Here is a 22566-nt window from a genome sequence, read left to right on the forward strand (position 1 = left end):
CGCAAGATATGAAAAATTACATCTATCCTATTGTTATTATTGGCCTTTTTGCCTGCTCAAAATCAACCACCCAAAGCGGTCGCCACGATGCAAAAATGTCTGACATAAGGTTGAAGCCAATATCTGAAGTTTCTCTTTCATCCATAAAACCGAAAGAGAATATCGACTTAAAAAATATAATTGGCCTCTACACCGGTCAATTTGAAACGGATTCAATAGCCTTAAATCTTAGAATGAGATATAGAGAATATGATTCTATACAAAGCATTCAAAATGAGGAGTATGAATACGAAACGGTTTTTGATAATTTCTCTAAAACGTTAACCAGCACAGAAAAGAAATACATCTACAAAGACCCACTTTTTGGTACTTATTGGTTTAAAAATGGCAATGCAATATCGGTTTTTATCAAAAAAATGGTGGGTGATTCGGTATTCGGAACAAGCGTGTGTGCCGGAAATGAGCGGGATTTGAAAGGGAAAATTGTTAACCAGAACGATACATTCAAAATTGAACTTACCGAACCCGGCGATGACCCGTATGACGGGAAATTTTTCTTAACCCTTAACGCAAAATCCGGAAAAATGAAGGGACAATTTATCCCAATGGCAAAGGGTCGGCCAATAAAAAAGGTGACCATGCAGAGTTCTGAATTTAAGTATGACCCAAAGGCTGTAGAATGGTCGATGGACAGAGATTTTTTTGGGAAAAATATTTCACTGGAAAGGTTGGTAGAAACAGATGTCGAAAATTTTTCAAAACATACGTTGCGGGTGTTGCGAAATCTAATTTATGCAAGGCATGGGTATAGTTTTAAAATGCTTGATATCCGAACTTTTTTCGAAAGTTATAGTTGGTACACTCCTGTTTCTATAAATATTCAAAATGTACTGACGGAAATAGAAAAAGACAACATAGCTCTCATTAAACGCTACGAAGCCTATGCGGAAGATTATTATGACGAATTTGGGAGATAAATTTGTTGTAAGCTAACTTGAACTTTTGATTAATTTTGTGCCTATGAATAGTTTGAAAAAATCATTTAGCATTATCTTGGCAGTTTTTACCATTGCTACTTTTAATGGTTGCAAGGATGAAGATGGTAATAAAAAGACCTTAAACTTTTTTACCCTTCAAGATGACAAAGATTTTGGAGCACAAGTGGCTGCCGAAATTGAAAGCGACCCAACCAATTATCCTATATTAGATAGTGCCAAATATCCAATGGCTTATCAACATTTGCATAGAATTACGGATACCATTTTGAATAGCGGAAAAGTGCAACACAAGGATGATTTTGTATGGCAGGTTAAGATTATTCAAGACGATTCGATACTTAACGCCTTCTGCACACCGGGTGGATATATCTATGTTTATACCGGAATTATCAAATTTTTGAATTCGGAAGACGAGTTGGCCGGAGTAATGGGACACGAAATTGCCCACGCCGATGAAAGACACTCTACTGAGGCCTTGACTAAGCAATATGGCATTGACGTGTTGTTTTCTGTTTTGTTTGGCCAAGACCAAGGTACATTAACTCAAATTGCCAAAGGCATGATTGGCTTAAAATATAGCCGAAACAATGAATCAGAAGCTGATATGCGTTCGGTAGATTACCTATATCCGACCCAATACGATGCCAGAGGTGCTGCCCGATTTTTTGAGGCAATTATTGCCATGGGCGGCGGTGGCGGTCCTCAGTTTTTGAGTACACACCCAAACCCTGAAAACCGCGTACAAGCCATTATGGATTATTGGGAAGCTAAGGGTGGCAAAGTTGGAGAGCGATTTGAAAGCAGATACAACGATTTTAAGAATAGCCTTCCACAATAACTTTCGGCAACAAAAAAAGGAAAGCCTTTTTGCCGGTGCAAAAAGGCTTTTTTATTAGAAAACAACTTACATTACAAAACGATATATGGATTTAGAAAACGGAAATTATCAAATTCAAGGATTGAATCTGACCGATATTGCCCAGCAATTCGGCACTCCGGTTTATGTATATGATGCACAGTGCATTGAAAATCAGTACAACAAGTTGATAAACGCATTTTCGAAGGTTGATTTAAAATTAAAATATGCGTGCAAAGCCTTAACCAATATTAGTATTCTAAAACTTCTAAAAAAACAAGGATGTGGTTTAGACACCGTTTCTATTCAAGAGGTAATGCTTGGTTTAAGAGCAGGTTTTGAACCATCCGAAATTCTATATACACCCAACTGTGTGTCTTTTGATGAAATACAAATGGCAGTAGAAAAAGGCGTGCAAATAAACATTGACAACATTTCCATTCTCGAGCAATTCGGGCATCAATATGGAGGTAATGTGCCGGTTTGTATCAGGCTAAACCCGCACATTATGGCTGGCGGACACTCGCATATTTCTGTAGGACATATCGATTCAAAATTTGGCATATCCATCCATCAGGTGCCTCATGTGCTTCGGGTGGTAAAAAATTATGGCATAAAAGTGAATGGGCTGCACATGCACACCGGTTCGGATATTTTGGATGCTGGAGTATTTTTGATAGGGGCAGAACTTTTGTTTAACGTGGCAAAAGATTTTGAAGACCTCGAATTTATGGACTTTGGTTCTGGGTTTAAAGTAGCCTATCGGGTGGGTGATGTAACAACCGATATTGAAGATTTGGGTCAAAAAATAAGCGATAAATTCAACCAGTTTTGCAAAGATTATGGCCGCAAATTGCAGCTTTGGTTTGAGCCTGGTAAATTTTTGGTAAGCGAAGCGGGCTACTTTTTGGTAAAATCCAATGTTATAAAACAAACCACTTCTACTGTTTTTGTTGGGGTTGATAGCGGCCAAAATCATTTGTTACGGCCAAAACTGTACGATGCCTATCATGAGATAACCAATATCAGCAATACCTCAGGAACAAAACGAATTTATTCGGTAGTGGGGTATATCTGCGAAACAGACACGTTGGGGTATGACCGGCAACTCAACGAGGTAAGAGAAGGAGATATTTTGGCCATGCACAACGCCGGAGCCTACGGCATAAGCATGAGCAACAACTACAACTCGCGATACCGTCCGGCGGAGGTTTTGATAAACAACGGAAAGGCTCATTTAATCCGAGAACGCGAAACGTTTGAAGACTTGGTTAGAAATCAGGTTGAGATTGAGGTATAATTCGCAGAGGCGAATAAGGTATAGGGTACAAGTTATAAGGTTTAAGGTTTAAGGTTTAATGATAAGTTTATAATTCTCAAAGTACCTTAGCAACCAATTACCAAGAGCTTTCTTTTAGATTAGCTTCAATGGGCAGCAACATTTTGCCTTTCCACCATAGCGGTTTGTCTGTGTTCAGATGATTTTTAAAAACAAAGTCAAATTCTGCTTTTAGCGTGTCTTTTTGCAAAAGATTTTTGTCGATGGTAATGCTGCCTGTGGTGATTTCTTTAAATTGCTGAACTCCGATATTAGAAACTGGGTAATAATCTACATGTGCAGTGCAGGTATCGCTGCTGATGGTAATATTCAGCGATGAGTGCATACCCACATTACACATTGTCCAGCATTTTATTTTTCCATCGGTAGTTTTTGTGCATTTGGCATAATTTGTTTCCGAAAATTCGTATGCCCAACCATCCAATTGCAGGTTATGATAAAGGTGGGTTGTATCTATCTGTTCATAAAACGATTGTAATGAGTCGGCATAAATTCTGCCCATAGAATCTTTATAATCAGACATATCACAAAATCCATCGCAACTTACTTGTCCAAAACGGTTCATGTAAACACCTTCTGGGTAGTCCCAATTATTCACGAAAGAGAAATACGAATTAATCTGGGTAAAGTTAACCTTAACATACTTAGAGGCTTTGCCATGCCACAAAATCGCACCAAAAAGAAAAAGAATTTTCAATGGCATGGGGTAAAGATAATGGTTTTTTGATGTTTCTGCTTTTAGTCAAGAATAAATTCATAAGATTATTACTTCGAATCGTTGTTCTATTCCGCCGACAACGCCTCCACCGGTTTTATTCTTGCAGCTTTTAGTGATGGGAACAAAGCTGCAAGTCCTCCGGCCAAAATGAGAATGGTCAGAGCAATGATAGCTGTTTTTAGTTCTACCGTTGGGTTGGCAATCACGGCACCGGTTGCCCCAACTTTTTTGGCAATTAATTCAAGAATAAAAACTCCACCAAAAAGCCCGATATATCCAAAAATTCCGGTTATTAAAATCGCTTCTTGCACTATCATTAGAATAACCGAAAAGGGCGTGGCTCCAATGGCTTTGCGTATGCCAATTTCTTTGGTTCGTTCTTGCACCGTAATGAGCATGATGTTGCTTACCCCAATGATTCCGGCAAAAATGGTCAGCACCCCAATGAGCCAAAAAAAGCTTTTCATAAGCTCTAAAGTATCATTGATTCGTTTAAACTCTTCGTAATTGTTTCGAATGTGCATGGCTCGCGGGTCGTCGGGAGAGAAGTGGTATTTAATGGCCATTTTTTGTTTTACCTCTTCGGCCATTTTCTGGGTTTCTTCCAACGATGCATCTCCCGTGGTAAAAACAACTCTATCAATGGTGCGGCCACGGCTAAGTGCCAACTGGGCGGTAGATATGGGTATGTAAATCATGCTGTTTTCGCCTTCGCTGCCCTCGTCTTTAAACAGGCCAACAATGCGAAACGGGGTGTTGCCAATATTAATCCATTTGCCCATGGGGTCTTGGTCTTCCATAAGGTCTGTTACTACCTGTTCGCCCACCACACAACATTTTCGCTTGTTGTCGGTGTCGAACTGATTGATAAATCTGCCTTTTGTAATGATTGTTTTCTCGACAAATTGATGGTCGGGGTGCACGCCTCGGATGCGGTAGGCAGCATTTTTATTTCCATACGATATGCTGTAAGCCCTCCATTTATCTACTCTTGCCGATATTTTTTCAACTCCTCCTATGTCGTTTTTAATCATCTCATAGTCGTCATTGTTCATTTCGATTTTTCTTCCGGGTTGCATGCCATCATACATAATGCTGGTTTGTCCACCACTTACAAAAATGCTGTTTATAGCATCGTCTTTAAAATTTTCCTTTGTTCCGTTTTGCAAGCCGTTGCCCAAACCTTGAAGCAACACCATCATAAAAATGCCCCAAGCCACACTAAAACCGGTCAGAAATGTGCGGAGTTTGTTGGTTCTGATACTATCCCATATTTCAATAAGACGTTCCATCAATCATTCACTATTTGGCCATCTTTCAGATTGATAATGCGGTCGGTTTGATGAGCTATTTCGTTTTCGTGTGTAACAATAATTATGGTTTTGCCTTCTTTGTTTATCAATTTCAGCAAATCCATTACTTCCTGTGATGTCACTGAATCTAACGCACCGGTTGGTTCGTCTGCCAAAATAAGTTTTGGGTTTGTTACCAATGCTCTGGCAATGGCCACGCGTTGTTTTTGTCCGCCGCTCAATTCGCTGGGTTTGTGCAATGCCCAATCTTGTAAGCCTACTTTTTTTAGATACTGCATGGCCAATTCGTTTCGCTCTTTTTTCTTAATTCCTTTATAATAAAGGGGAAGAGCCACGTTTTCTAACGCATTTTTAAATGGAATGAGATTGAACGATTGAAATACAAAACCAATAAAATCTCCTCGAAAGCGTGCAGATTCGGTTTCCGTTAGGTCTTTAATGATTTGATTTTCGATGTAATATTCTCCATTATCGTAGTTGTCTAAAATGCCCAAAATGTTTAATAAAGTTGATTTTCCTGAACCAGAAGAACCCATAATGCTAACCAACTCGCCGGTTTGCACAGTCAGGTTTACACCCTTTAGCACCTTCAACCGACCCGACCCCACCGGATAGGATTTTTCTATGTTCAACAATCGAATCAAAACTCAAATTTTGCCAAAAATACGAATCTTATTGCCTCAAACTTTTTCATTCGATGAATTACATATTTGTTGCGATTAGCCCCGTTTTATCTGCCCAAAAACGAGAGCGTTAAAGCCACGTTGTCGGTTTGAACAAAGTCTGGATTGAGGTTGATAGCTCGAGGAAAGTCCTGTCGAATTTTTAAACCATAAAGCGATATTGAAAAACCCTTTTGCCGTGCCTTTAAAACGGTTTCTTCGGTTTCGTCTAAATAATTTGTGACAAACCCATCAAATCCGTTGTTGTCAGCAAAAGTCAAAAACTCATCCGTTATTGGCTGCGTTAAATAGAGTTTTACACCAAAATCATTCTTTAAATTTTGACACGACAACAAGTTTGTTTCGTCTCGAGATTCTAAAATGACCTGTGAGCAATTAGAATATTTTTCAAACGCATTTCTTAATCCAGTTTCCAGTAACTCATTAAATTTTTCTTTTCCAACCGTTGCATAATTGGGTTGAATATTTAACGACAGCCAAACGTTAAGTTTCAGAGAATCAATGAAGTGGAGCAAAGCACCAAGTGTCCAAATATTTTCGGATTTCATTGCAGAAAAATGATAAGTAGTGGCATTTTGAGAGGTGTTTTCTACAATGGCTCCCTGTCCGGAGGTGGACAACTCATAGTTGGGTTCATGAAAAAGCACAATCGCCGCATCCGAAGTTGGTTGAATGTCAACCTCCACGCCATCGGCGTTTTCCATAAGCAAACTCTGCAAAATTGCCGATTGACTGTTGGGCGGGAAATAGCCTGTAAAACCACCGCCACCATGACCTAAAACCAGCACCTTTTTGGTGTCAACATCGTCATTGATACAGCTTACCAAAAAAATGACTAAAGCGAATATGAAAATCCTAAGCTTGTGCAATATCCTATATCATTAATGCTAAAATTGTATTTTTTGGAGTACTGATGTATCAGTCCGGCACCAATGGAGCTGTTAATCGTTAGTTTTTTTATGGGAACGTGAATGCCATAACCCAGAAACACTTCATGAATAGTGCTTTTTTGTTTGTAACTTGGTTTCCATTGATAAAGGGCAAAAACAGTACCGCCTGCTTTGTTACTAAAATAATAATCTGTTTCGATTGAAATGCCAGGCGTTGAACTCCACGGAAAAGCATCTTTACTTAAATAAAAATTTATACCTCCGTAATATCGGAATTGATTTTTAGTAGTGCCGTATCTCAAACTTTGTGAATAGCCTGAATAGGATAAGACACTCTGACTGTTTAATAGATGATTTTGAGATGATGCAGGGCCTCCATAAAGCAAAATAACACCTATAAAAACAACAGAAAATCGCATCAACTAAAATACATAACTTGCCGAAACACTTGGCATAATGGGCAATTGATTGATACGTTGATAATGCACACGGTCGAAATAAAAGATGTTTTTTCGGTTGTAAACATTGGTGCAACTTACAATAAATTCCATTTTGCTATCAGAGGGTTTTCCATCTTTTTTCAATACATGGGTCTTTTTTACGCTTGCATCCAATCTATGGTAGTAGGGCAATCGTCCACGATTAATATCATCGTAAACCACAGTAAAATCGCCATTAGATGTTCTATAATCTTGAGATAATCCGCTTCCAAATGTAAGGTTTTCGTAGAAACCCTGCGTGAGTGTAAACGGAAATCCGCTGCCAAAATTCCATCGTAGATTTATTTCGATGTCTTTGTTTTTTCCGGTGGCGTAAGAGGTTACCACGTTTGCGTTGTGTCTTCTATCGAAATGCGGGCTGTAGGTTCTTATGCCGTCATATCTCGAAACATTGTTGTATGAATAAACCAACCACAAATACAAACCATTTTTTTCTCTTTTGTAGGTAATGTCGTAGCCATAAGCCAGCCCCGTTTCCACCACATAATCCGACCGAAGGTAAACAGGTTTTGAGGCATTTTCGGGGTTGTCGTCATATATTTTATCACGGTTGATGTTGGTTATTTGTGTAAAATCCTTTACATATCCTTCAATATTTACTGTTGAAATTTTGTCAACATCCACTTCAAACCCAGTCACAAAATGTCGGGCTTTTTGCAGTCTGTGTGTCACATCTTTATTACCCACATATTCCGGAAGTTCGTCTGGGCCACTCAAAAATCCGTAAAAAAGATTTACCACATCACGGTCGCTGCTGGCACTCATCAGGTTTTGAGAATAAAGACCCACAGCAGATTTTATCCTCAATCGTTGTGTTAAAAGATATTTTGCTCTTATACGAGGCTCAAAGCTGGTGTTGCCCAATGATGCATAGAATTGGGCTCTTATTCCAGGTTCAATAATCCAACGGATGGAGGGTTTGGATTCAAAATTGATAAAAGTGGCAAGTTCTGTAGTATTTTGATCTTGCGTAATTCTGCGGTTGGCGGCGTTATATATCTGAAACGAGGTTTTGAAGCCATTGATTTCCATACCGTATCTGAGTTTGGATTTAGGATAAAAATAGCCAAAATTTAAACCCATGTTAAAACCGTTTACGCCCGAGCTTCTCGGTTTAGAGTCGGTTTCTTTTTGCTCGATGTTATAATCTGAATAGGCAAAAAAGCCGTCAATTACCGTTTTTGTACCCTCAGGAACCATTAAAAATTTGCCTCCAAAACCATTTGATTTCCATTGATAGCTGGTGGTGTTTTTAAAATCTACCAAGTCATTAAAATCAAAATAAAAGAGTTTTAGATAACTTCCGGAGTTTGAGTTGAACGACAATTTTCCGTATAAATCTCCAAAAGAATAAGGGAGTTGCCCATCGCCAACATACTTATAAAACAAGTTAGAAGTTTTATTCAGATAGCTGTTTTTGTAGCTTAACACATAAGAAACGTTTGAAATTTTATCGCTCTTCTTATTTTTCAAAGGGCCTTCCAACAAAACTTTGGAGGTAAACGTGTTGAGATTTACTTTTCCTTTTAATCCTGCTCTATCCCCATCTCTTGTTTTTACATCTACAATGGCAGATATTCTGCCTCCATATTCAGATGAAAATCCGGCAGAATAAACATCTGCGGTTCGGATAATATCTGCATCAAAAACAGAAAATAAACCAATGGAATGAAACGGGTTGTAGATAGTCATTCCATCAAGCAGTACCTTATTCATTACCGGAGAACCACCTCTTATATACAATTGTCCGCCTTGATCGCCGCTAAACACCACACCTGGTAATACCTGAAGATACTGCACCAAATCAGGCTCGCCGCCAACCGTAGGAATATAGGTAAGCTGTTTTTGTGTGATGGTAATTTCTGCAATTTTTGTTTTAGTGGTATCTTTTATTCTGTCCACATTTACAGTAGCAATTGTCAAAACAGTTTGAACCTGTTTGATATAGAAATCTATTTTTACTACTGTTCCTGAAGTCACTTCAATTGTTTGGGTCATGGTGTCGTATCCGTTTGAGATAGCCGATACTTGGTATTTTCCGGGTCTTATGCCCGTAATAGAATAAAAGCCATTGGCATCTGTGTATGCTCCCCCCAAGCCCCCATGAATGTACACCGCCGCTGGGTAAATTGGAGAACGGTTGACTTTGTCGTAAACAAAACCTCTTATTTCGCCCGTTTGACCGAACAATGCTACGGACAGGTGTGTTATGATTAGCGTAAAAAGTAATTTTCTAAAATTCAAAATATTGGATGTACTTTACAATTTTGCACAATAATAGGTTAAAGAGTTTTCAATTATCGGCAAATTATTATCTTTACTGAAAATTGTGATTATCAATTTATAAACGGCATAAAATGGTTGGAAAACGAAAAATTTCAATAATGCTCTCAGTTTCTTTTTTAGTATTGTTGGCCGCATGCCAGAAAGATCCTGAATTTGATGACAAGATTATCAAAAATACTTGTGGAACACCTACTAATATCAAATTTTACAGCTATGCTTCGCCTATGCCTATTCCCGCAGATAATCCAACCACCGAGGAAGGTATTGAACTTGGTAGGCACTTGTTTTACGAAAAAATGCTTTCGGGAGACAACACGCAGGCTTGTGCCAGCTGCCACAAACAGGGTTTTGCATTTGCCGACAATGTGAAATTTAGCAAAGGAATTGATGGTTTTGAAGGCACCCGTCAGGCCATGCCCATTTTTAATCAGGGATATGCAAAAGAGTTTTTTTGGGATGGAAAAGCTAATTCTTTGGAGGAGGTTATGCTTTTTCCAATACAATCGGAAATAGAAATGCACGAAAGCGTTTTTAAAGCGATAAAAAAACTTCAGCAAAGCGATAAATATCCAGCCATGTTTTATGCGGCCTTTTGTGACTCTACCATAACGGTTGAAAATACAGCCAAAGCCATGGCTCAATTTATGAGAAGTTTGGTGGCTTACAGCCCCAAAATGCTCTATAACGATGAAGGAGCAGCCTCTCGCTCCAAAGCCGAACAATTGGGATATGAGGTGTTTATTGATGAAAATAAAGGAGACTGCTTTCACTGCCACACCACCACCATTTTTAATACTACCTACGGTTTTGAAAACAATGGCTTGAATGCCGACCCAACCAAAGACCCCGGAAGATTTGCCCAAACAGGTAATCCTCAGGACATAGGAAAATTTAAGGTTCCCTCACTTCTGAATGTGAAATATACAGCTCCATATATGCACGATGGTCGGTTTAATACTCTATTAGAGGTTATTAATTTCTATGATACAGGTTTTCAAAAATCGCCAACGCTTTCGCCGAATATTGCAAAGCATGTTGGTTTAAACGGGAAACCAAAATCAAGAATGACAGAGCAGGAAAAATTAGCGTTACTTTATTTTCTAAACAGATATTCGGATACAACTTTAATGACAAAACCGCAATATTCAGACCCGAATTGATGGTTTTGAACGTAGGAACACGCCTGTAGGAACACGCCTCGAGGCGTGTTCCTACAGGCGTGTTCCTACGGACATATTCCTATAAACCATTAACAGTGCGACAAATCACACATTCTTCCGTCACATGGTTTCTGGCCGGACAATGTTCCCGCCCATAATAAATGATTTGTAGATGGATTTTGTTCCACCGTTCTTTTGGTATAAGTCTTTTTAAATCCTTTTCCGTTTGCTCAACACTTTTACCGCTGCTCAAGCCCCACCTGTGAGCCAGTCGATGGATGTGCGTGTCAACAGGAAATGCGGGTACCCCAAAAGCTTGTGCCATTACAACCGAAGCTGTTTTGTGTCCCACACTAGGCATGGCTTCCAAATCATGAAAATTGCTTGGAACATGACCGTCATGCAACTCCAAAATCATTTTACTTAATCCAAAAATACCTTTTGATTTCATGGGCGATAAGCCGCATGGCCGAATAATTTCTTGTATTTCTTCGACCGAAAGTTTAATCATGTCCTGCGGATTATCGGCTTTTTCAAAAAGTAATGGTGTAATCCTATTTACCCGTTCATCAGTGCATTGTGCCGAAAGCAGTACCGCCACCAAAAGCGTGTAGGCATCTTTGTGGTGCAAAGGAATGGGCGGATTTGGGTATAATTCGTCCAGTTTTTTCAGGATAAAATCTACTTTTTCTGATTTCTTCATTTTAAAACAACATCCAATAATTAAATTTGGATTTTAACGTTTCAAACATAATTGTTTCAACCCTAATGCGGATAATCTCGTTCTTTTTTGGAATGGTCATCACGGTTTTTTGTTTTGCACAGCAGAGCAAAAAAACAATGTATTCGCTGAGCATGGGGTATAGTCGCCAAACCAAATTGCAAACAGAAAATTATTCTATAAATCAGCTATCCGTGGCCAGTGATTTGGATTTTTCGGGCTTCGATAAATTTCAGTTTTCACAAAAAATGCAACCAGTACATGCCTATTTTGTTAGTTTTGGACTAAGACCACGCATTTCAAAAAATGTTAAAAGTGAATTTCAGTTGTGTTTGAATGTAGTATCTCAATTCGAAAAACAATCTGTTTTTTGGGGAATAAAGGAAGAAAACATTGAGTCTATCAAAAACCCAAATAACAATCAATTAAAGGAAACTTCGAGCTATCAATCCGTTTGGTTAACTCGTCAAAGAGATTTAGTTTTCTTTGGCACAAATGCCAGCTTTAAGCAGATTCTGAGCCAACGTTTTGGCGTTGGAGCCGCGGTTGATTTGGGTATAGGCCTTCCCACAAAAAATGGTTTTATCATTACCCAAAATTCAGGAAATGTGGTACGAAATTATGAGGGTGAAAAACTCATATCCGAACAAACCACAAATACTTCCGAGGCGAGTTATTCTTGGAAAAATCAACCTTTTTATATAGCTCAACAGTTGTCGATTGAACCATTTATGGAGGTAAAATTATCGGAATATTACCCAGTTTTTTTAAGAATTTCCGGTGTGGCCGGAAAACAGTTAAGCCTACCAAACACTCAACATTACGACTTTTTGGCTGGCAAACTGAGCCTAACAGTTTCTATCTAAAAAAATACCGAAAAATCAATTTCAGGAAAGCGATTTGATAGTGTTTCTTGGGCATAATTTTTCCCTTTTAGTTCGATTAATTCAAGTTCATCCAACTTGGCGTGGAGTATAAGCCCTTTTTCTACTTTTAATTCCAAAACGGAATTTGGCAAAGTCAAGACAACTTCAAAATTGGGCGAATATCGAAGATTCCATTCACTGGTTTGGTATTTTGATTGTATTAAATTTTCAATTTCAAGAATTTGATTTTCAGTTAGTTCTATCACCTTACACTCAAAATGTGAAATTAAAAAATCGGCCAAGGCAGATTTGAATTGTTCAAAACTCAAATCATTTTTCATAAAATCCGAAATGTTGGCAACCTTACTCCTTACCGATTTTACGGCATGACTTTTAAAAACGATATTTTCCTTTGGTTTAATGGCCGCATTTAGGCGTTTTAAGTCGGCATTAAAAAGCAATGTACCGTGATGAATCAGCCTTTTTTTCTTTGAAAAAACATGTTCGGCATTGCCCGAAATTTTAAATCCGTCAACCAGCAAATCGTTTCGTCCACTAAATTCTGACCGAACCTCAAGGCTATGCAAAAATTCATTTATTGGTGTTAAATGCTTTTTAAAATCGATAAGTTTATCGGCATGCTCACCATTTTTTATAAAACAAAAGTTGAGATTTCCTGATCCATGAAAAACCGTTCCACCTCCGCTTAATCTTCTGATAATGTGTATGTTATTGGCTTCGCAAAAAGTTATGTTACATTCGTCAAAAGCATTTTGATGTTTGCCCAACACAACGGCATTTTCATTTTCATACAAAAACACCACATCGTCCTCCAATTGATGCAGAAAATACTCTTCAGCCGCCAAATTGAAAAATGGATTTTTACTATGATGCGAAATAAAAACGGCCATTTATTGGGTTCTGGTTTGAAGCATTTTAGTTAGTTCCATAAGTGGAGTAATGCCTTCTAAATGAGTGAGTTGCTTAATTTGATTTTCCGCTTTATCAAAATAATGGTTCATTTTATCTTCGGCAAATTTATCTACACCAAGTGTTTTAAATAGAGCGGTTACGTTTTTAATTTTTTCTTCGGATATTTCGTTAGAAGAATACCACTCTCTTAATTCGGCCAATTGATTGTTTTGAGCCATCCTGTTGGCCGCTATCCACAACAACGTTTTTTTATTTTCAAGAATATCTCCGCCAATTTTTTTTCCAAAGGTTTCCGCATTTCCAAAGGTGTCAAGATAGTCATCCATAACCTGAAAACCTAAGCCGGTATGGATACCGAATTCGTAGAGCAAATTGCCTTCGCCGATGCTGGCTCCTGCCAAAATAGCTCCGGCTTTTAAAGAAAAGGCCAATAAAACCGCTGTTTTTAGGCGAATCATTTCTATATATTCTTCTTCAGAAACGATGCCTGCCGTTTCAAAATTCATGTCCATTTGTTGACCAACGCATACTTCTTCCGCCATTTTGCCAAATTCCGACATAAGTAGCATTTTAATTTCGGAAGAAGTCTCGAGTTGCTCCAGCAATTGATAGGCCTTTACCAACATTACATCACCGCTTAGAATAGCCACGTTTTGATTCCATTTTTTATGAACGGTAGGCTTTCCTCTTCTCACATCTGCATTATCCATAATGTCGTCATGCATTAAAGTAAAGTTGTGAAAAACCTCAACGGCATGAGCCAATGGAAGAGCTTTAACTACATTCTTTTCAAACAATTGGTAAGCCAACAACACCAATATGGGGCGAATTCTTTTTCCACCAAGTTCAAGAATGTAATTGGCAGGTGTGTAAAGCTCGTCTGGCATTCCCTCAAAGGGATTTTCTCGTTGATAATCCAGATATATCTGAAGTAGCTCTTTGTAGTTTTTCATCAATCAACAAAAACAAAATCGGCTGTTCTTTTATTCAAATTGGTCTTTTTTATGCGAACATGAACGGTGTCTCCAAAGTTGTATTTTTTGCCTGTTCTTCGTCCAACCACGCACAAATCTTTTTCATAAAATTCAAATAAATCACCTTTCATGTCACTTATTCTTATCATTCCTTCACAATGATTATCAGTGAGTTCTACAAAAATGCCCCATTCGGTTACCCCAGAAATGATTCCTTCAAACTCCTGACCGACAAAATCACTCAAATACTCAATTTGTTTGTATTTGCTGCTGGCTCGTTCCGCTTGTGCAGCCCGCTGTTCCATTTTGCTGCTTTGGCCACAAGCTTTTTCTATTTCTGCCGAATTTTGGTTAAATATTCCATGCTGATAGTCAAACAGCAACCGATGCACCATCAAATCCGGATATCGGCGAATTGGGCTGGTAAAATGGGTATAGTAGTCGAAAGCCAACCCGAAGTGATACGTTTCTTTGGTGGTATAATAGGCTTTTTCCATGCTTCTAATAGCTAAGGGGTGCAAAATATTTGCTTCCATTTTGCCTTCTGATTGTTCCACCATTTTATTGATAGAATCGCTGATGGTTTGTTGGCTTTGCGTTTTTATTTCGTACCCAAATTTTTTAGCAGTTTGAATGAAAAATGCCATTTTATCCAGGTTTGGAGCCTCATGAACACGATAGGGAAGTGGTTTGTTTTTGTAGGTGTTATGCACATGTTGAGCCACAGTTTTATTGGCCAACAGCATAAAATCTTCAATCATTTTATGTGCTTCTTTTCGCACTTTTTTAGTCACAGAAAGGGGCTTTCCGTTTTCGTCTAAAACAAATCTATACTCATCACTTTCAAACGAAATGGCACCATTGGCAAATCGTTTTTTCTGGAGTTTTAAGGCCAAATCGTTGAGTAGTTGAACTTCCGTTTTATGGGTATCCGATTTTCCTTCTATCACTTCCTGAGCCTCTTCGTATGAAAATCGTTTGTCGCTGTGAATAATGCTCTTGCCAATCCAGTAGTTTTTCACTTCGGCTTTCAAATTCATTTCAAACACCACCGAGAAAGCAAGTCTATCCACATTTGGTTTAAGCGAGCATAAATTGTTGGATAAATGTTCGGGCAACATAGGTATGGTTCTGTCAACCAAATAGACCGATGTGGCACGCTCAAATGCCTCATCATCAAGTGCCGACCCCGGACGAACGTAGTGGCTAACATCGGCAATATGTACGCCAATTTCCCAGTTTCCGTTGTCTAATTTTTTCATAGAAATGGCATCATCAAAATCTTTCGCATCAATGGGGTCAATAGTAAAGGTAAGTGTCTTGCGAAAATCTCGTCGTGCGGCAATTTCTTTTTCCGATATTTTGTCTGGATAGGCGTTGGCATCGGCTTCTACTTGCGGCGGAAACTCTGTTTTAAAGCCGAACTCCGCAATAATAGCGTGCATCTCCGTTTCATGCTCTCCGGCTTTGCCAAGCACTTTTAATATCCTACCATAAGGGTTTGGTGTTCCAACAGGCCAATCGGTCATTTCCACCAAGACCTTGTCTCCGTCTTTTGCCTTTTTTAGTTCACCTTTTGGAATAAAAAAATCAACGTGAATCCGACTGTTATCGGGTATTACAAAGGCAAAGTTTTTCATTTTTTGAACCGTTCCCACATACTCGGTTCTGGCACGTTCAATCACCTCTATAATTCGGCCTTCAAGCCGTTTTCCTTTTTTCTGACTTATTAGTTCTACTGTAACAGTATCACTATCCAAAGCCATTCCGGTCAATGATTTACTCACCCGTATGTCTTCGTCCAACTCATCAACCAAAACAAAGGCTGCACCTCGTTGGGTCATTTCAACCTTTCCGGTAAAAAAGCTGAAATCGGGCATGTATTTAAACTTGCCCTGCTCCACTTCGTCCACAATATCTTCACGCTCCATCAAGTGCAAGATTGATATAAGTTCATTGCGTTGCAGGGTAGATGTGACACCCAACTGAAAGGCTATTTGCTTGTAATTAAACGCTTTACGGGGGTTGGTTCTAAAAAAATCCAGCACTTGCTGATATAGCTTCGGAAGTTTATTTCCTCCGCCGGATTTAGTTTTTTTCTTCTTTTTCAAATCAATGCAAAAGTAGGGTTTTGATACCTTTGTTTCTTGAAAAGTGATGTGATTTCTGTGTTAAATTTAGTCAATGCTTTTATTTGAAAATTTCGGATTAACTATATTTCCAAATCTTCCCCTGCCAAAATCGTTTTGGACTTCTTTTTTTTAACATGGTATAATTCATAATGTTTGGGTGGCTTATTTTAGATCATGATACTTGGAACAAAGACCTTAGAAAATAACTCTGTGAGATTGAGCTATCTAACACCACTCAACAAAACTTTGGTATAGCTATTTTCGGGATTGGTAACAATTTTTTCAGCACTTCCTTGTTCCACAATTTCGCCATTTTGCATTACCAAGATGCGGTCGCAGATATAGCTCACCACGTTTAAATCGTGCGAAATAAATAAGTAGGTAAGCTGTCGGGTGGCTTTTAATTGATTGAAAAGATTTAGAATTTGAGCTTGAACGGAAACATCCAAAGCCGAAACCGATTCGTCGCAAATAATCAAGTCTGGCTCCACTGCCAAAGCTCTGGCAATGCTTATCCGTTGTCGCTGTCCACCAGAAAATTCGTGCGGATATTTGTCATAATCAGAGGGTTTTAACCCCACTTCAATTAACAGTTGTTCTACTTTTAACTTGGTTTCTGACTTGGTGTCTGTTATGCCATGAACGCTCAAAACCTCACCAATGATTTTGCCCACTTTCATGGATGGATTTAAGGAACTATATGGGTCTTGAAAAATCATCTGTACTTTTTTTGCAAATTCCTTCCGTTGTTTATAAGCAGGTTTTCCTGAAAACAATATTTCGCCAGAATCGGCCTGTAAAAGCCCAATGATTATTTTGCTGAGCGTGCTTTTGCCACAACCCGATTCGCCTATTAGTCCTAAGGTTTCTCCTTTAAAAATATCGAAGTTGATATTGGCAAGTGCCTGAATAGTCCTGTTTTTATTCCTAAAAGTTTTGTTTAGATTACTAATACTTATATAGGCTTCATTTTCAATAGGTTTAAATTCAAAAAGTGTATTGACAAACGATTTTGGAATAAAAGAGTTGCCATCATAATTGGCTAATTCATGAATGGTTGGCAATACCTGCGATTTTTTTGAGAGATTTGGTTGACATTGCAGTAGGCTTTGGGTGTAAATGCTCTGCGGATTTTGCACTACATCAGCGGTTTTACCCTGTTCCACCATGCTGCCTTTATACATCACAATTAAATGGTCGGTGTATTCCTGAATTAATTTAATATCATGCGAAATAAGCACCAAACCCGTCTGCCGCTGCTTGCAGCTCATCACCATTTTTTCGGTAATATCTTTTTGCAAAATGCTATCCAACGCGGTTGTTGGTTCATCTGCCACCACCACATCCGGATTGTTGGCCAAGGCAAGGGCAATCATTACCCGCTGCCGTTGTCCGCCGCTAAGCTGGTGAGGATAGCTTTGAGCCACCGCCTCCGCATTGGGAAGCCTCATTTCATCAAACAATTCAATGGCTTTTTTTAGAGCTTTATTTTTGTCGAGATGCTGGTGTAGCATTATGGATTCTGCCACTTGAAATCCGCAGGTGAAAAGTGGGTGAAGAGCAGTCATGGGTTCTTGAAAAATATAGGAAATATGATTTCCCCTAATTTTTCTGAGCTGCGACTGGTTGGCGTGCAATAAATCAATTTCTTCATTTTCGACGAAAAATGACATTTTATCACTTTGCAATCGGGCATTTTCAATGAGCCGAGTTAAGCTAAGTAAGCTAACGCTTTTGCCGGATCCGGATTCGCCTACAATGCCAACAATTTGGCCTGTTTGCAGGGTTAAGTTAAAGTTTTTGACAACCTGAATGGGTTGATTGTTTGAATCAAAATAAATGTTAAGATTTTGAACATCAATCAAATGAGTCATTACCTGATTCTATCCAGCGACTTTACCAATTTTTCATCTTTTTGAATGCCTCGATAGGCCATGGCGGCAAAAATTAACAGCGTTAAAGGAAAATATGCTCCCATTAAAAGTTCTGTTTTTGTTTCAAACTCGGTGTATCCAATGCCGTAGCTATATCGATACATAAAAATACCAACAGCCACACAAAGCGACATGATAATTAGTGCAAAACGTAGCTGAAGTTTTCTGTTTTTGAATAAAAATATGGCAGCCAAGGCAATAAATCCGATGGCCGCAATAAGATAACTAAGAATGGATGTTTTTTCTATAACCTCTTGATTAACATGTGCTTGAACGTAATTAACCGAAACAGTTATAAGCTCCGTTTCTTGGCGTACTTTACCCGTTTCTTTATAAAAATCAATATCAGCCAAAAGCAACATGGCGGCAACTACGGCCACCACCAACAAATACAAAGATTGAATGCGTTGAATCATGCTGACAAAGTTAGCAGATTGATATTGAGTAGCAAAGGGGAGAATTTTCAATTGTAAATAGTGTATAGTCAGAGACATAAACACCTGCCATATTCACCTTAAAAACCTAATATTGCCGAATGAAATCAGTTTATGTAATCGATGCGGTTCGCACGGCGGTTGGCAAGTTTGGTGGCACTTTGGCCACAGTTCGCCCCGACGATTTAGCGGCAATTGTCATAAAAAGCATTGTTCAACGAAACCCAAACGTTGACTTTTCGCAAATAGAAGATGTCATAATGGGAGCGGCCAATCAAGCTGGAGAAGACAATAGAAATGTGGCGAGAATGGCATCATTAATGGCCGGATTGCCCGTAGAGGTTCCGGGAATAACGGTTAACCGGCTTTGTGCCAGTGGATTGCAAGCCATTGGCGATGCAGCAAAAAACATTATGGTGGGTTATGGTGATTTGTTTTTGGCGGGAGGTGTAGAAAGCATGACCCGAGCCCCATTTGTGATGGCAAAGGCGGAATCTGCCTTTTCTCGAACACCGGAAATTTACGATACATCCATTGGTTGGCGATTTACCAATCCCAAATTGGCAGAGGCATACCATCCTTTTGCCATGGGTGAAACAGCAGAAAATGTGGCTGAACGATGGAAGATAAGCCGTGAGCAACAGGATGAATTTTCGCATCAAACCCAACTGAAATACGACATAGCACATAAATCTGGAAAATTTAAGAATGAGATTGCTCCGGTTGAAATTGCTCAGCGAAAAGGAGATTCAATCATTTTTGATAAAGATGAACACCCACGACTTGGCAGCATGGAAAAATTGGCCGAGTTGCGTCCGGCATTTAGGAAAAATGGAACCGTTACCGCCGGAAACTCATCTGGCATCAACGACGGTGCAGCTATGCTTTTATTGGCTTCGGAAGAAGCGGTAAAACGTATGAATTTAAAACCAATTGCTCGCGTGGTATCGGTTGCGGCATCGGGTGTGCATCCTGATATAATGGGCATTGGTCCTGTTTCGGCCACACAAAAGGCCTTGCAACGTGCAGGCTTAAAAATGGAGGATTTGGATTTGATAGAACTGAACGAGGCTTTTGCCGCTCAAGCCATTGCCTGTGCAAACGAAATGCACTTGGATATGGAAAAAGTGAATGTAAACGGAGGTAGCATTGCCATTGGTCACCCACTTGGAGCCAGCGGAGCACGCATAAGTACCACCTTGTTACACGAAATGCAGAAGCGAAATGTGAAATATGGTTTGGCAACTATGTGCGTTGGCGTAGGACAAGGCAAAGCAATAATTTACGAAAAAATATAACTTGACCCGATTTGCTTTAGAACTTCAATATGACGGAACAGCCTACCACGGCTGGCAAATTCAGGAGAATGCACTAACGGTTCAGACGGTTTTAAATGATAGATTGAGCAAAATTTTGCAGCAACCCATCTCAACAATGGGGTGCGGTAGAACCGATACTGGCGTTCATGCTTCACATTTTGTATGCCATTTTGATGCAGAAAATCCAACATTTGACCAATTTTTATTCAGATTGAATAACTTGCTGCCACATGATATTTCAGTGCAAAGTCTGTATGAAATTCCGACAGAAGTGAATGTCCGTTTTGCTGCCAAAAGTAGAACCTATTTTTATTATATTCAGCAGGTTAAGTCTGTGTTTGATAAGAATTATTCATTCTATTTTCGTCGAGAATTGGATATGTACAAAATGAATACTGCTGGTGAAATGCTTCTAAAAAATACTGATTTCGGAGCATTTTGCAAAAGTCATTCGTCCAATATTACCAATATTTGTAGGGTAGAAAAAGCCGAATGGACAAAACAGGATAGTCGGCTCATTTTTGAAATAAAGGCCGACCGCTTTTTGCGAAATATGGTGCGGGCTATTGTTGGCACTATGCTTGATTTGGGTGAAAACAAAATCAGCCCAAATCAGTTTGAAGAAATAGTGGCATCAGGCGATAGAAAACTTGCAGGACAATCAGTTCCGGCCCATGGTTTGTTTTTGGCTAATGTAGAATATGATAAAAACACTTGGACATTAATAGAAAAAATTGAGTACACCACAAAATACTAAAACGGGAAATGCCTTTGATTTACAGTTGCTTTGGCGAATAGTAAAGCTGGCCAAACCCTTTAAAAAATATGCTTTTGCAGCATTGGCAACCACTATTTTATTGGCCTTGCTTTCGCCACTACAACCGGTGCTTATTCAGCGAACATTGGATAAATACATTGCCGTGGGTGATAAAACCGGGCTCAACCAAATGATTATTTTATTGGTGATTTTGCTGCTGACTCAAACGGCAGTGATGTTCGTTAATTCATACCTCACCAGTTGGTTAGGACAAGAAGTCATAAACTCATTGAGGCAGCGAGTTTTTAACCATTTAACCTCTCTCAAAGTGAAATTTTACGACAAAACACCCATCGGAACCATGGTTACGAGATGCGTGAGCGATATTGAGACAATTGCTGATATTTTCTCGCAGGGAATTATTACCATTTCAGGAGATATGCTTCAATTGGTAGTAATAACCAGCATTATGTTTTATACTGATTGGAAACTAAGTTTGATTTGTTTATCTGTTTTGCCCTTCCTCATTTGGGCTTCTAATTGGTTTCGAAAAGGAGTAAAAACCGCATTTCAGCAGGTAAGAACGCAGGTAGCAAGGCTCAATGCTTTTGTTCAGGAGCATATAACCGGAATGAGTGTGGTGCAAATTTTTAACCGAGAAAATGTTGAATATGAGAAGTTTAAGGAAATAAATAAGCTGCATTTGCAGGCCAATGTTAAATCGGTTTTTCATTATGCCATTTTTTTTCCGATTGTTGAAATTATAACGGCTACCAGCATCGGTTTGATGGTTTGGTATGGTTCAAAAAATGCACTTGGCGGCACCATAACTCCTGGGGTAATGGTATCGTTTATCTTGTACTTGAATATGTTTTTTAGGCCAATTCGAATGATTGCCGACCGTTTTAACACGATGCAAATGGGCATGGTGGCCAGCGAACGTATCTTTACGCTTATCGATGACCAAAGTTTTGTTGAAACAAGCGGAAATCACACTGCGGAAATAAAAGGCCAAGTTACATTTGAAGATGTACATTTTGCCTATAATTCTGATGAACCAATCATCAACGGAATTTCGTTTGATGTAAAACCTGGAAAAACATTGGCTATCGTTGGTGCAACAGGATCTGGTAAGTCAACTTTGGTGAGGCTTCTGACTAAATTTTATGAATACAATGAAGGGAAAATTTCCATTGATGAGGTGGATATAAAAGTCTGGAATTTGGATTCGCTCCGAAGTCAGGTGGCATTTGTATTGCAGGATGTATTTTTATTTTCTGGCAGTATTTCAAACAACATTCGGTTGATAGATTCAAAAATAACAGAGGAAAAAATGCTTGATGCAGCTCGCCAGATTGGTGCCGATTCGTTTATTAAAAATCTGAGTGGAGGGTATAATTATGATGTTATGGAACGGGGTAGCTCATTATCTGTTGGGCAGAGGCAGTTGGTTTCATTCGCCCGTGCATTGGCTTTCGACCCCAAAATATTGATTTTGGACGAAGCCACATCCTCGGTTGATAGTGAGACAGAGCAACTCATTCAACAAGCCATTTCAAAATTGATGCAAGGCCGTACCAATATTGTCATAGCTCATAGGTTGAGTACCATACGCAATGCCGATGAAATTTTGGTGTTGGAAAAAGGTAAAGTCGTTGAGCGTGGCTCGCATGATGAGTTGGTAGAAAAAGAAGGGGCTTATTTCGAGTTGCTTAAAAATCAACAGGTGGAAGAGGTCTTTTATTAAATCATG

Annotated in this window: 20 protein-coding genes; 8 read left to right on the forward strand and 12 right to left on the reverse strand. The window is 39.1% G+C overall.

Annotated features, from left to right (window positions below; all coding sequences use genetic code 11):
* Positions 1-8 precede the first annotated feature (8 nt).
* The 3 genes from H6607_04540 (at position 9) to lysA (ending at position 3154) form a co-directional block, all read left to right on the forward strand.
* Positions 9-977, forward strand: coding sequence for a YARHG domain-containing protein (locus H6607_04540; GenBank protein MCB9261622.1), 969 nt, complete (start codon positions 9-11; stop codon positions 975-977).
* Positions 978-1020: 43 nt separating this feature from the next.
* Entirely contained in the window at positions 1021-1836 is an 816-nt protein-coding gene (locus tag H6607_04545; protein ID MCB9261623.1) for a M48 family metalloprotease, read from the forward strand.
* An 85-nt stretch (positions 1837-1921) separates the two neighbouring features.
* Positions 1922-3154, forward strand: coding sequence for a diaminopimelate decarboxylase (lysA, locus tag H6607_04550; protein MCB9261624.1), 1233 nt, complete (start codon positions 1922-1924; stop codon positions 3152-3154).
* Positions 3155-3251: 97 nt separating this feature from the next.
* Here lysA and H6607_04555 read toward each other — a convergent pair whose 3' ends face one another.
* The 6 genes from H6607_04555 to H6607_04580 all read right to left on the reverse strand — a co-directional run bounded on the left by H6607_04555 (position 3252) and on the right by H6607_04580 (position 9541).
* A complete protein-coding gene (locus H6607_04555) occupies positions 3252-3896 on the reverse strand; it encodes a hypothetical protein (protein ID MCB9261625.1) in 645 nt (214 codons plus the stop codon).
* 80 nt (positions 3897-3976) lie between these two features.
* Entirely contained in the window at positions 3977-5203 is a 1227-nt protein-coding gene (locus tag H6607_04560) for an ABC transporter permease (GenBank protein MCB9261626.1), read from the reverse strand.
* Positions 5203-5868 carry an ABC transporter ATP-binding protein gene (locus H6607_04565; GenBank protein MCB9261627.1) on the reverse strand — a complete coding sequence of 222 codons (666 nt, stop codon included), beginning with the start codon at positions 5866-5868 and terminating at the stop codon, positions 5203-5205. Before H6607_04565 ends, H6607_04560 begins: the two co-directional genes overlap by 1 nt.
* 86 nt (positions 5869-5954) lie before the next feature.
* Positions 5955-6734 carry a hypothetical protein gene (locus H6607_04570; GenBank protein MCB9261628.1) on the reverse strand — a complete coding sequence of 260 codons (780 nt, stop codon included), beginning with the start codon at positions 6732-6734 and terminating at the stop codon, positions 5955-5957.
* 8 nt (positions 6735-6742) lie between these two features.
* On the reverse strand, positions 6743-7216 hold the full coding sequence (locus H6607_04575; protein ID MCB9261629.1) for a hypothetical protein: 474 nt from the start codon (positions 7214-7216) through the stop codon (positions 6743-6745).
* Positions 7217-7219: 3 nt separating this feature from the next.
* Positions 7220-9541 (reverse strand): carboxypeptidase regulatory-like domain-containing protein, encoded by a 2322-nt coding sequence (locus H6607_04580; protein ID MCB9261630.1) that lies wholly within the window; start codon positions 9539-9541, stop codon positions 7220-7222.
* A 140-nt stretch (positions 9542-9681) separates the two neighbouring features.
* Between H6607_04580 and H6607_04585 the strand changes: the two genes are divergently transcribed.
* On the forward strand, positions 9682-10743 hold the full coding sequence (locus H6607_04585) for a cytochrome-c peroxidase (protein ID MCB9261631.1): 1062 nt from the start codon (positions 9682-9684) through the stop codon (positions 10741-10743).
* Positions 10744-10822: 79 nt separating this feature from the next.
* Here H6607_04585 and nth read toward each other — a convergent pair whose 3' ends face one another.
* Positions 10823-11446: an endonuclease III gene (gene nth, locus H6607_04590; GenBank protein ID MCB9261632.1), complete on the reverse strand. Its 624-nt coding sequence runs from the start codon at positions 11444-11446 to the stop codon at positions 10823-10825.
* A 65-nt stretch (positions 11447-11511) separates the two neighbouring features.
* Here nth and H6607_04595 point away from each other — a divergent pair, with 65 nt between their 5' ends.
* Positions 11512-12330 (forward strand): hypothetical protein, encoded by an 819-nt coding sequence (locus H6607_04595; protein ID MCB9261633.1) that lies wholly within the window; start codon positions 11512-11514, stop codon positions 12328-12330.
* Here the strand turns inward: H6607_04595 and H6607_04600 are convergent.
* The 5 genes from H6607_04600 to H6607_04620 form a co-directional block, all read right to left on the reverse strand.
* Entirely contained in the window at positions 12327-13241 is a 915-nt protein-coding gene (locus H6607_04600) for a lipoate--protein ligase family protein (GenBank protein ID MCB9261634.1), read from the reverse strand. The genes H6607_04595 and H6607_04600 overlap by 4 nt on opposite strands.
* The gene (locus H6607_04605) at positions 13242-14216 is read right to left on the reverse strand and encodes a polyprenyl synthetase family protein (GenBank protein ID MCB9261635.1); all 975 of its coding nucleotides are present in this window, start codon (positions 14214-14216) and stop codon (positions 13242-13244) included.
* Positions 14216-16348, reverse strand: a complete 2133-nt coding sequence (gene rnr, locus H6607_04610; protein ID MCB9261636.1) for a ribonuclease R — start codon at positions 16346-16348, stop codon at positions 14216-14218. The genes H6607_04605 and rnr overlap by 1 nt, the downstream gene beginning before the upstream one ends.
* Before the next feature lie 242 nt (positions 16349-16590).
* On the reverse strand, positions 16591-18243 hold the full coding sequence (locus H6607_04615; protein ID MCB9261637.1) for an ABC transporter ATP-binding protein: 1653 nt from the start codon (positions 18241-18243) through the stop codon (positions 16591-16593).
* Positions 18243-18719, reverse strand: coding sequence for a DUF4293 domain-containing protein (locus tag H6607_04620; protein ID MCB9261638.1), 477 nt, complete (start codon positions 18717-18719; stop codon positions 18243-18245). Before H6607_04620 ends, H6607_04615 begins: the two co-directional genes overlap by 1 nt.
* 119 nt (positions 18720-18838) lie before the next feature.
* Here H6607_04620 and H6607_04625 point away from each other — a divergent pair, with 119 nt between their 5' ends.
* The 3 genes from H6607_04625 to H6607_04635 are packed head-to-tail and all read left to right on the forward strand — an operon-like array spanning position 18839 to position 22560.
* Positions 18839-20035, forward strand: coding sequence for an acetyl-CoA C-acyltransferase (locus H6607_04625; protein MCB9261639.1), 1197 nt, complete (start codon positions 18839-18841; stop codon positions 20033-20035).
* A 1-nt stretch (position 20036) separates the two neighbouring features.
* Positions 20037-20813, forward strand: a complete 777-nt coding sequence (truA, locus tag H6607_04630; GenBank protein ID MCB9261640.1) for a tRNA pseudouridine(38-40) synthase TruA — start codon at positions 20037-20039, stop codon at positions 20811-20813.
* Positions 20791-22560 carry an ABC transporter ATP-binding protein gene (locus tag H6607_04635; GenBank protein MCB9261641.1) on the forward strand — a complete coding sequence of 590 codons (1770 nt, stop codon included), beginning with the start codon at positions 20791-20793 and terminating at the stop codon, positions 22558-22560. Before truA ends, H6607_04635 begins: the two co-directional genes overlap by 23 nt.
* The last annotated feature ends 6 nt before the right edge of the window (positions 22561-22566 follow it).

This window comes from Flavobacteriales bacterium (genome assembly GCA_020635395.1).
GTDB lineage: Bacteria > Bacteroidota > Bacteroidia > NS11-12g > UBA9320 > UBA987.

Bases quoted from the DNA above. Each gene is read 5' to 3' on its own strand.
- H6607_04625 (MCB9261639.1), top strand. From the start codon at position 18,839: ATGAAATCAGTTTATGTAATCGATGCGGTTCGCACGGCGGTTGGCAAG.
- H6607_04585 (MCB9261631.1), top strand. From the start codon at position 9,682: ATGCTCTCAGTTTCTTTTTTAGTATTGTTGGCCGCATGCCAGAAAGAT.
- nth (MCB9261632.1), bottom strand. From the start codon at position 11,446: ATGAAGAAATCAGAAAAAGTAGATTTTATCCTGAAAAAACTGGACGAA.
- H6607_04605 (MCB9261635.1), bottom strand. From the start codon at position 14,216: ATGAAAAACTACAAAGAGCTACTTCAGATATATCTGGATTATCAACGA.
- H6607_04555 (MCB9261625.1), bottom strand. From the start codon at position 3,896: ATGCCATTGAAAATTCTTTTTCTTTTTGGTGCGATTTTGTGGCATGGC.
- H6607_04540 (MCB9261622.1), top strand. From the start codon at position 9: ATGAAAAATTACATCTATCCTATTGTTATTATTGGCCTTTTTGCCTGC.
- H6607_04560 (MCB9261626.1), bottom strand. From the start codon at position 5,203: ATGGAACGTCTTATTGAAATATGGGATAGTATCAGAACCAACAAACTC.
- H6607_04595 (MCB9261633.1), top strand. From the start codon at position 11,512: ATGCGGATAATCTCGTTCTTTTTTGGAATGGTCATCACGGTTTTTTGT.
- lysA (MCB9261624.1), top strand. From the start codon at position 1,922: ATGGATTTAGAAAACGGAAATTATCAAATTCAAGGATTGAATCTGACC.
- H6607_04600 (MCB9261634.1), bottom strand. From the start codon at position 13,241: ATGGCCGTTTTTATTTCGCATCATAGTAAAAATCCATTTTTCAATTTG.
- H6607_04615 (MCB9261637.1), bottom strand. From the start codon at position 18,243: ATGACTCATTTGATTGATGTTCAAAATCTTAACATTTATTTTGATTCA.
- H6607_04620 (MCB9261638.1), bottom strand. From the start codon at position 18,719: ATGATTCAACGCATTCAATCTTTGTATTTGTTGGTGGTGGCCGTAGTT.
- H6607_04575 (MCB9261629.1), bottom strand. From the start codon at position 7,216: ATGCGATTTTCTGTTGTTTTTATAGGTGTTATTTTGCTTTATGGAGGC.
- H6607_04545 (MCB9261623.1), top strand. From the start codon at position 1,021: ATGAATAGTTTGAAAAAATCATTTAGCATTATCTTGGCAGTTTTTACC.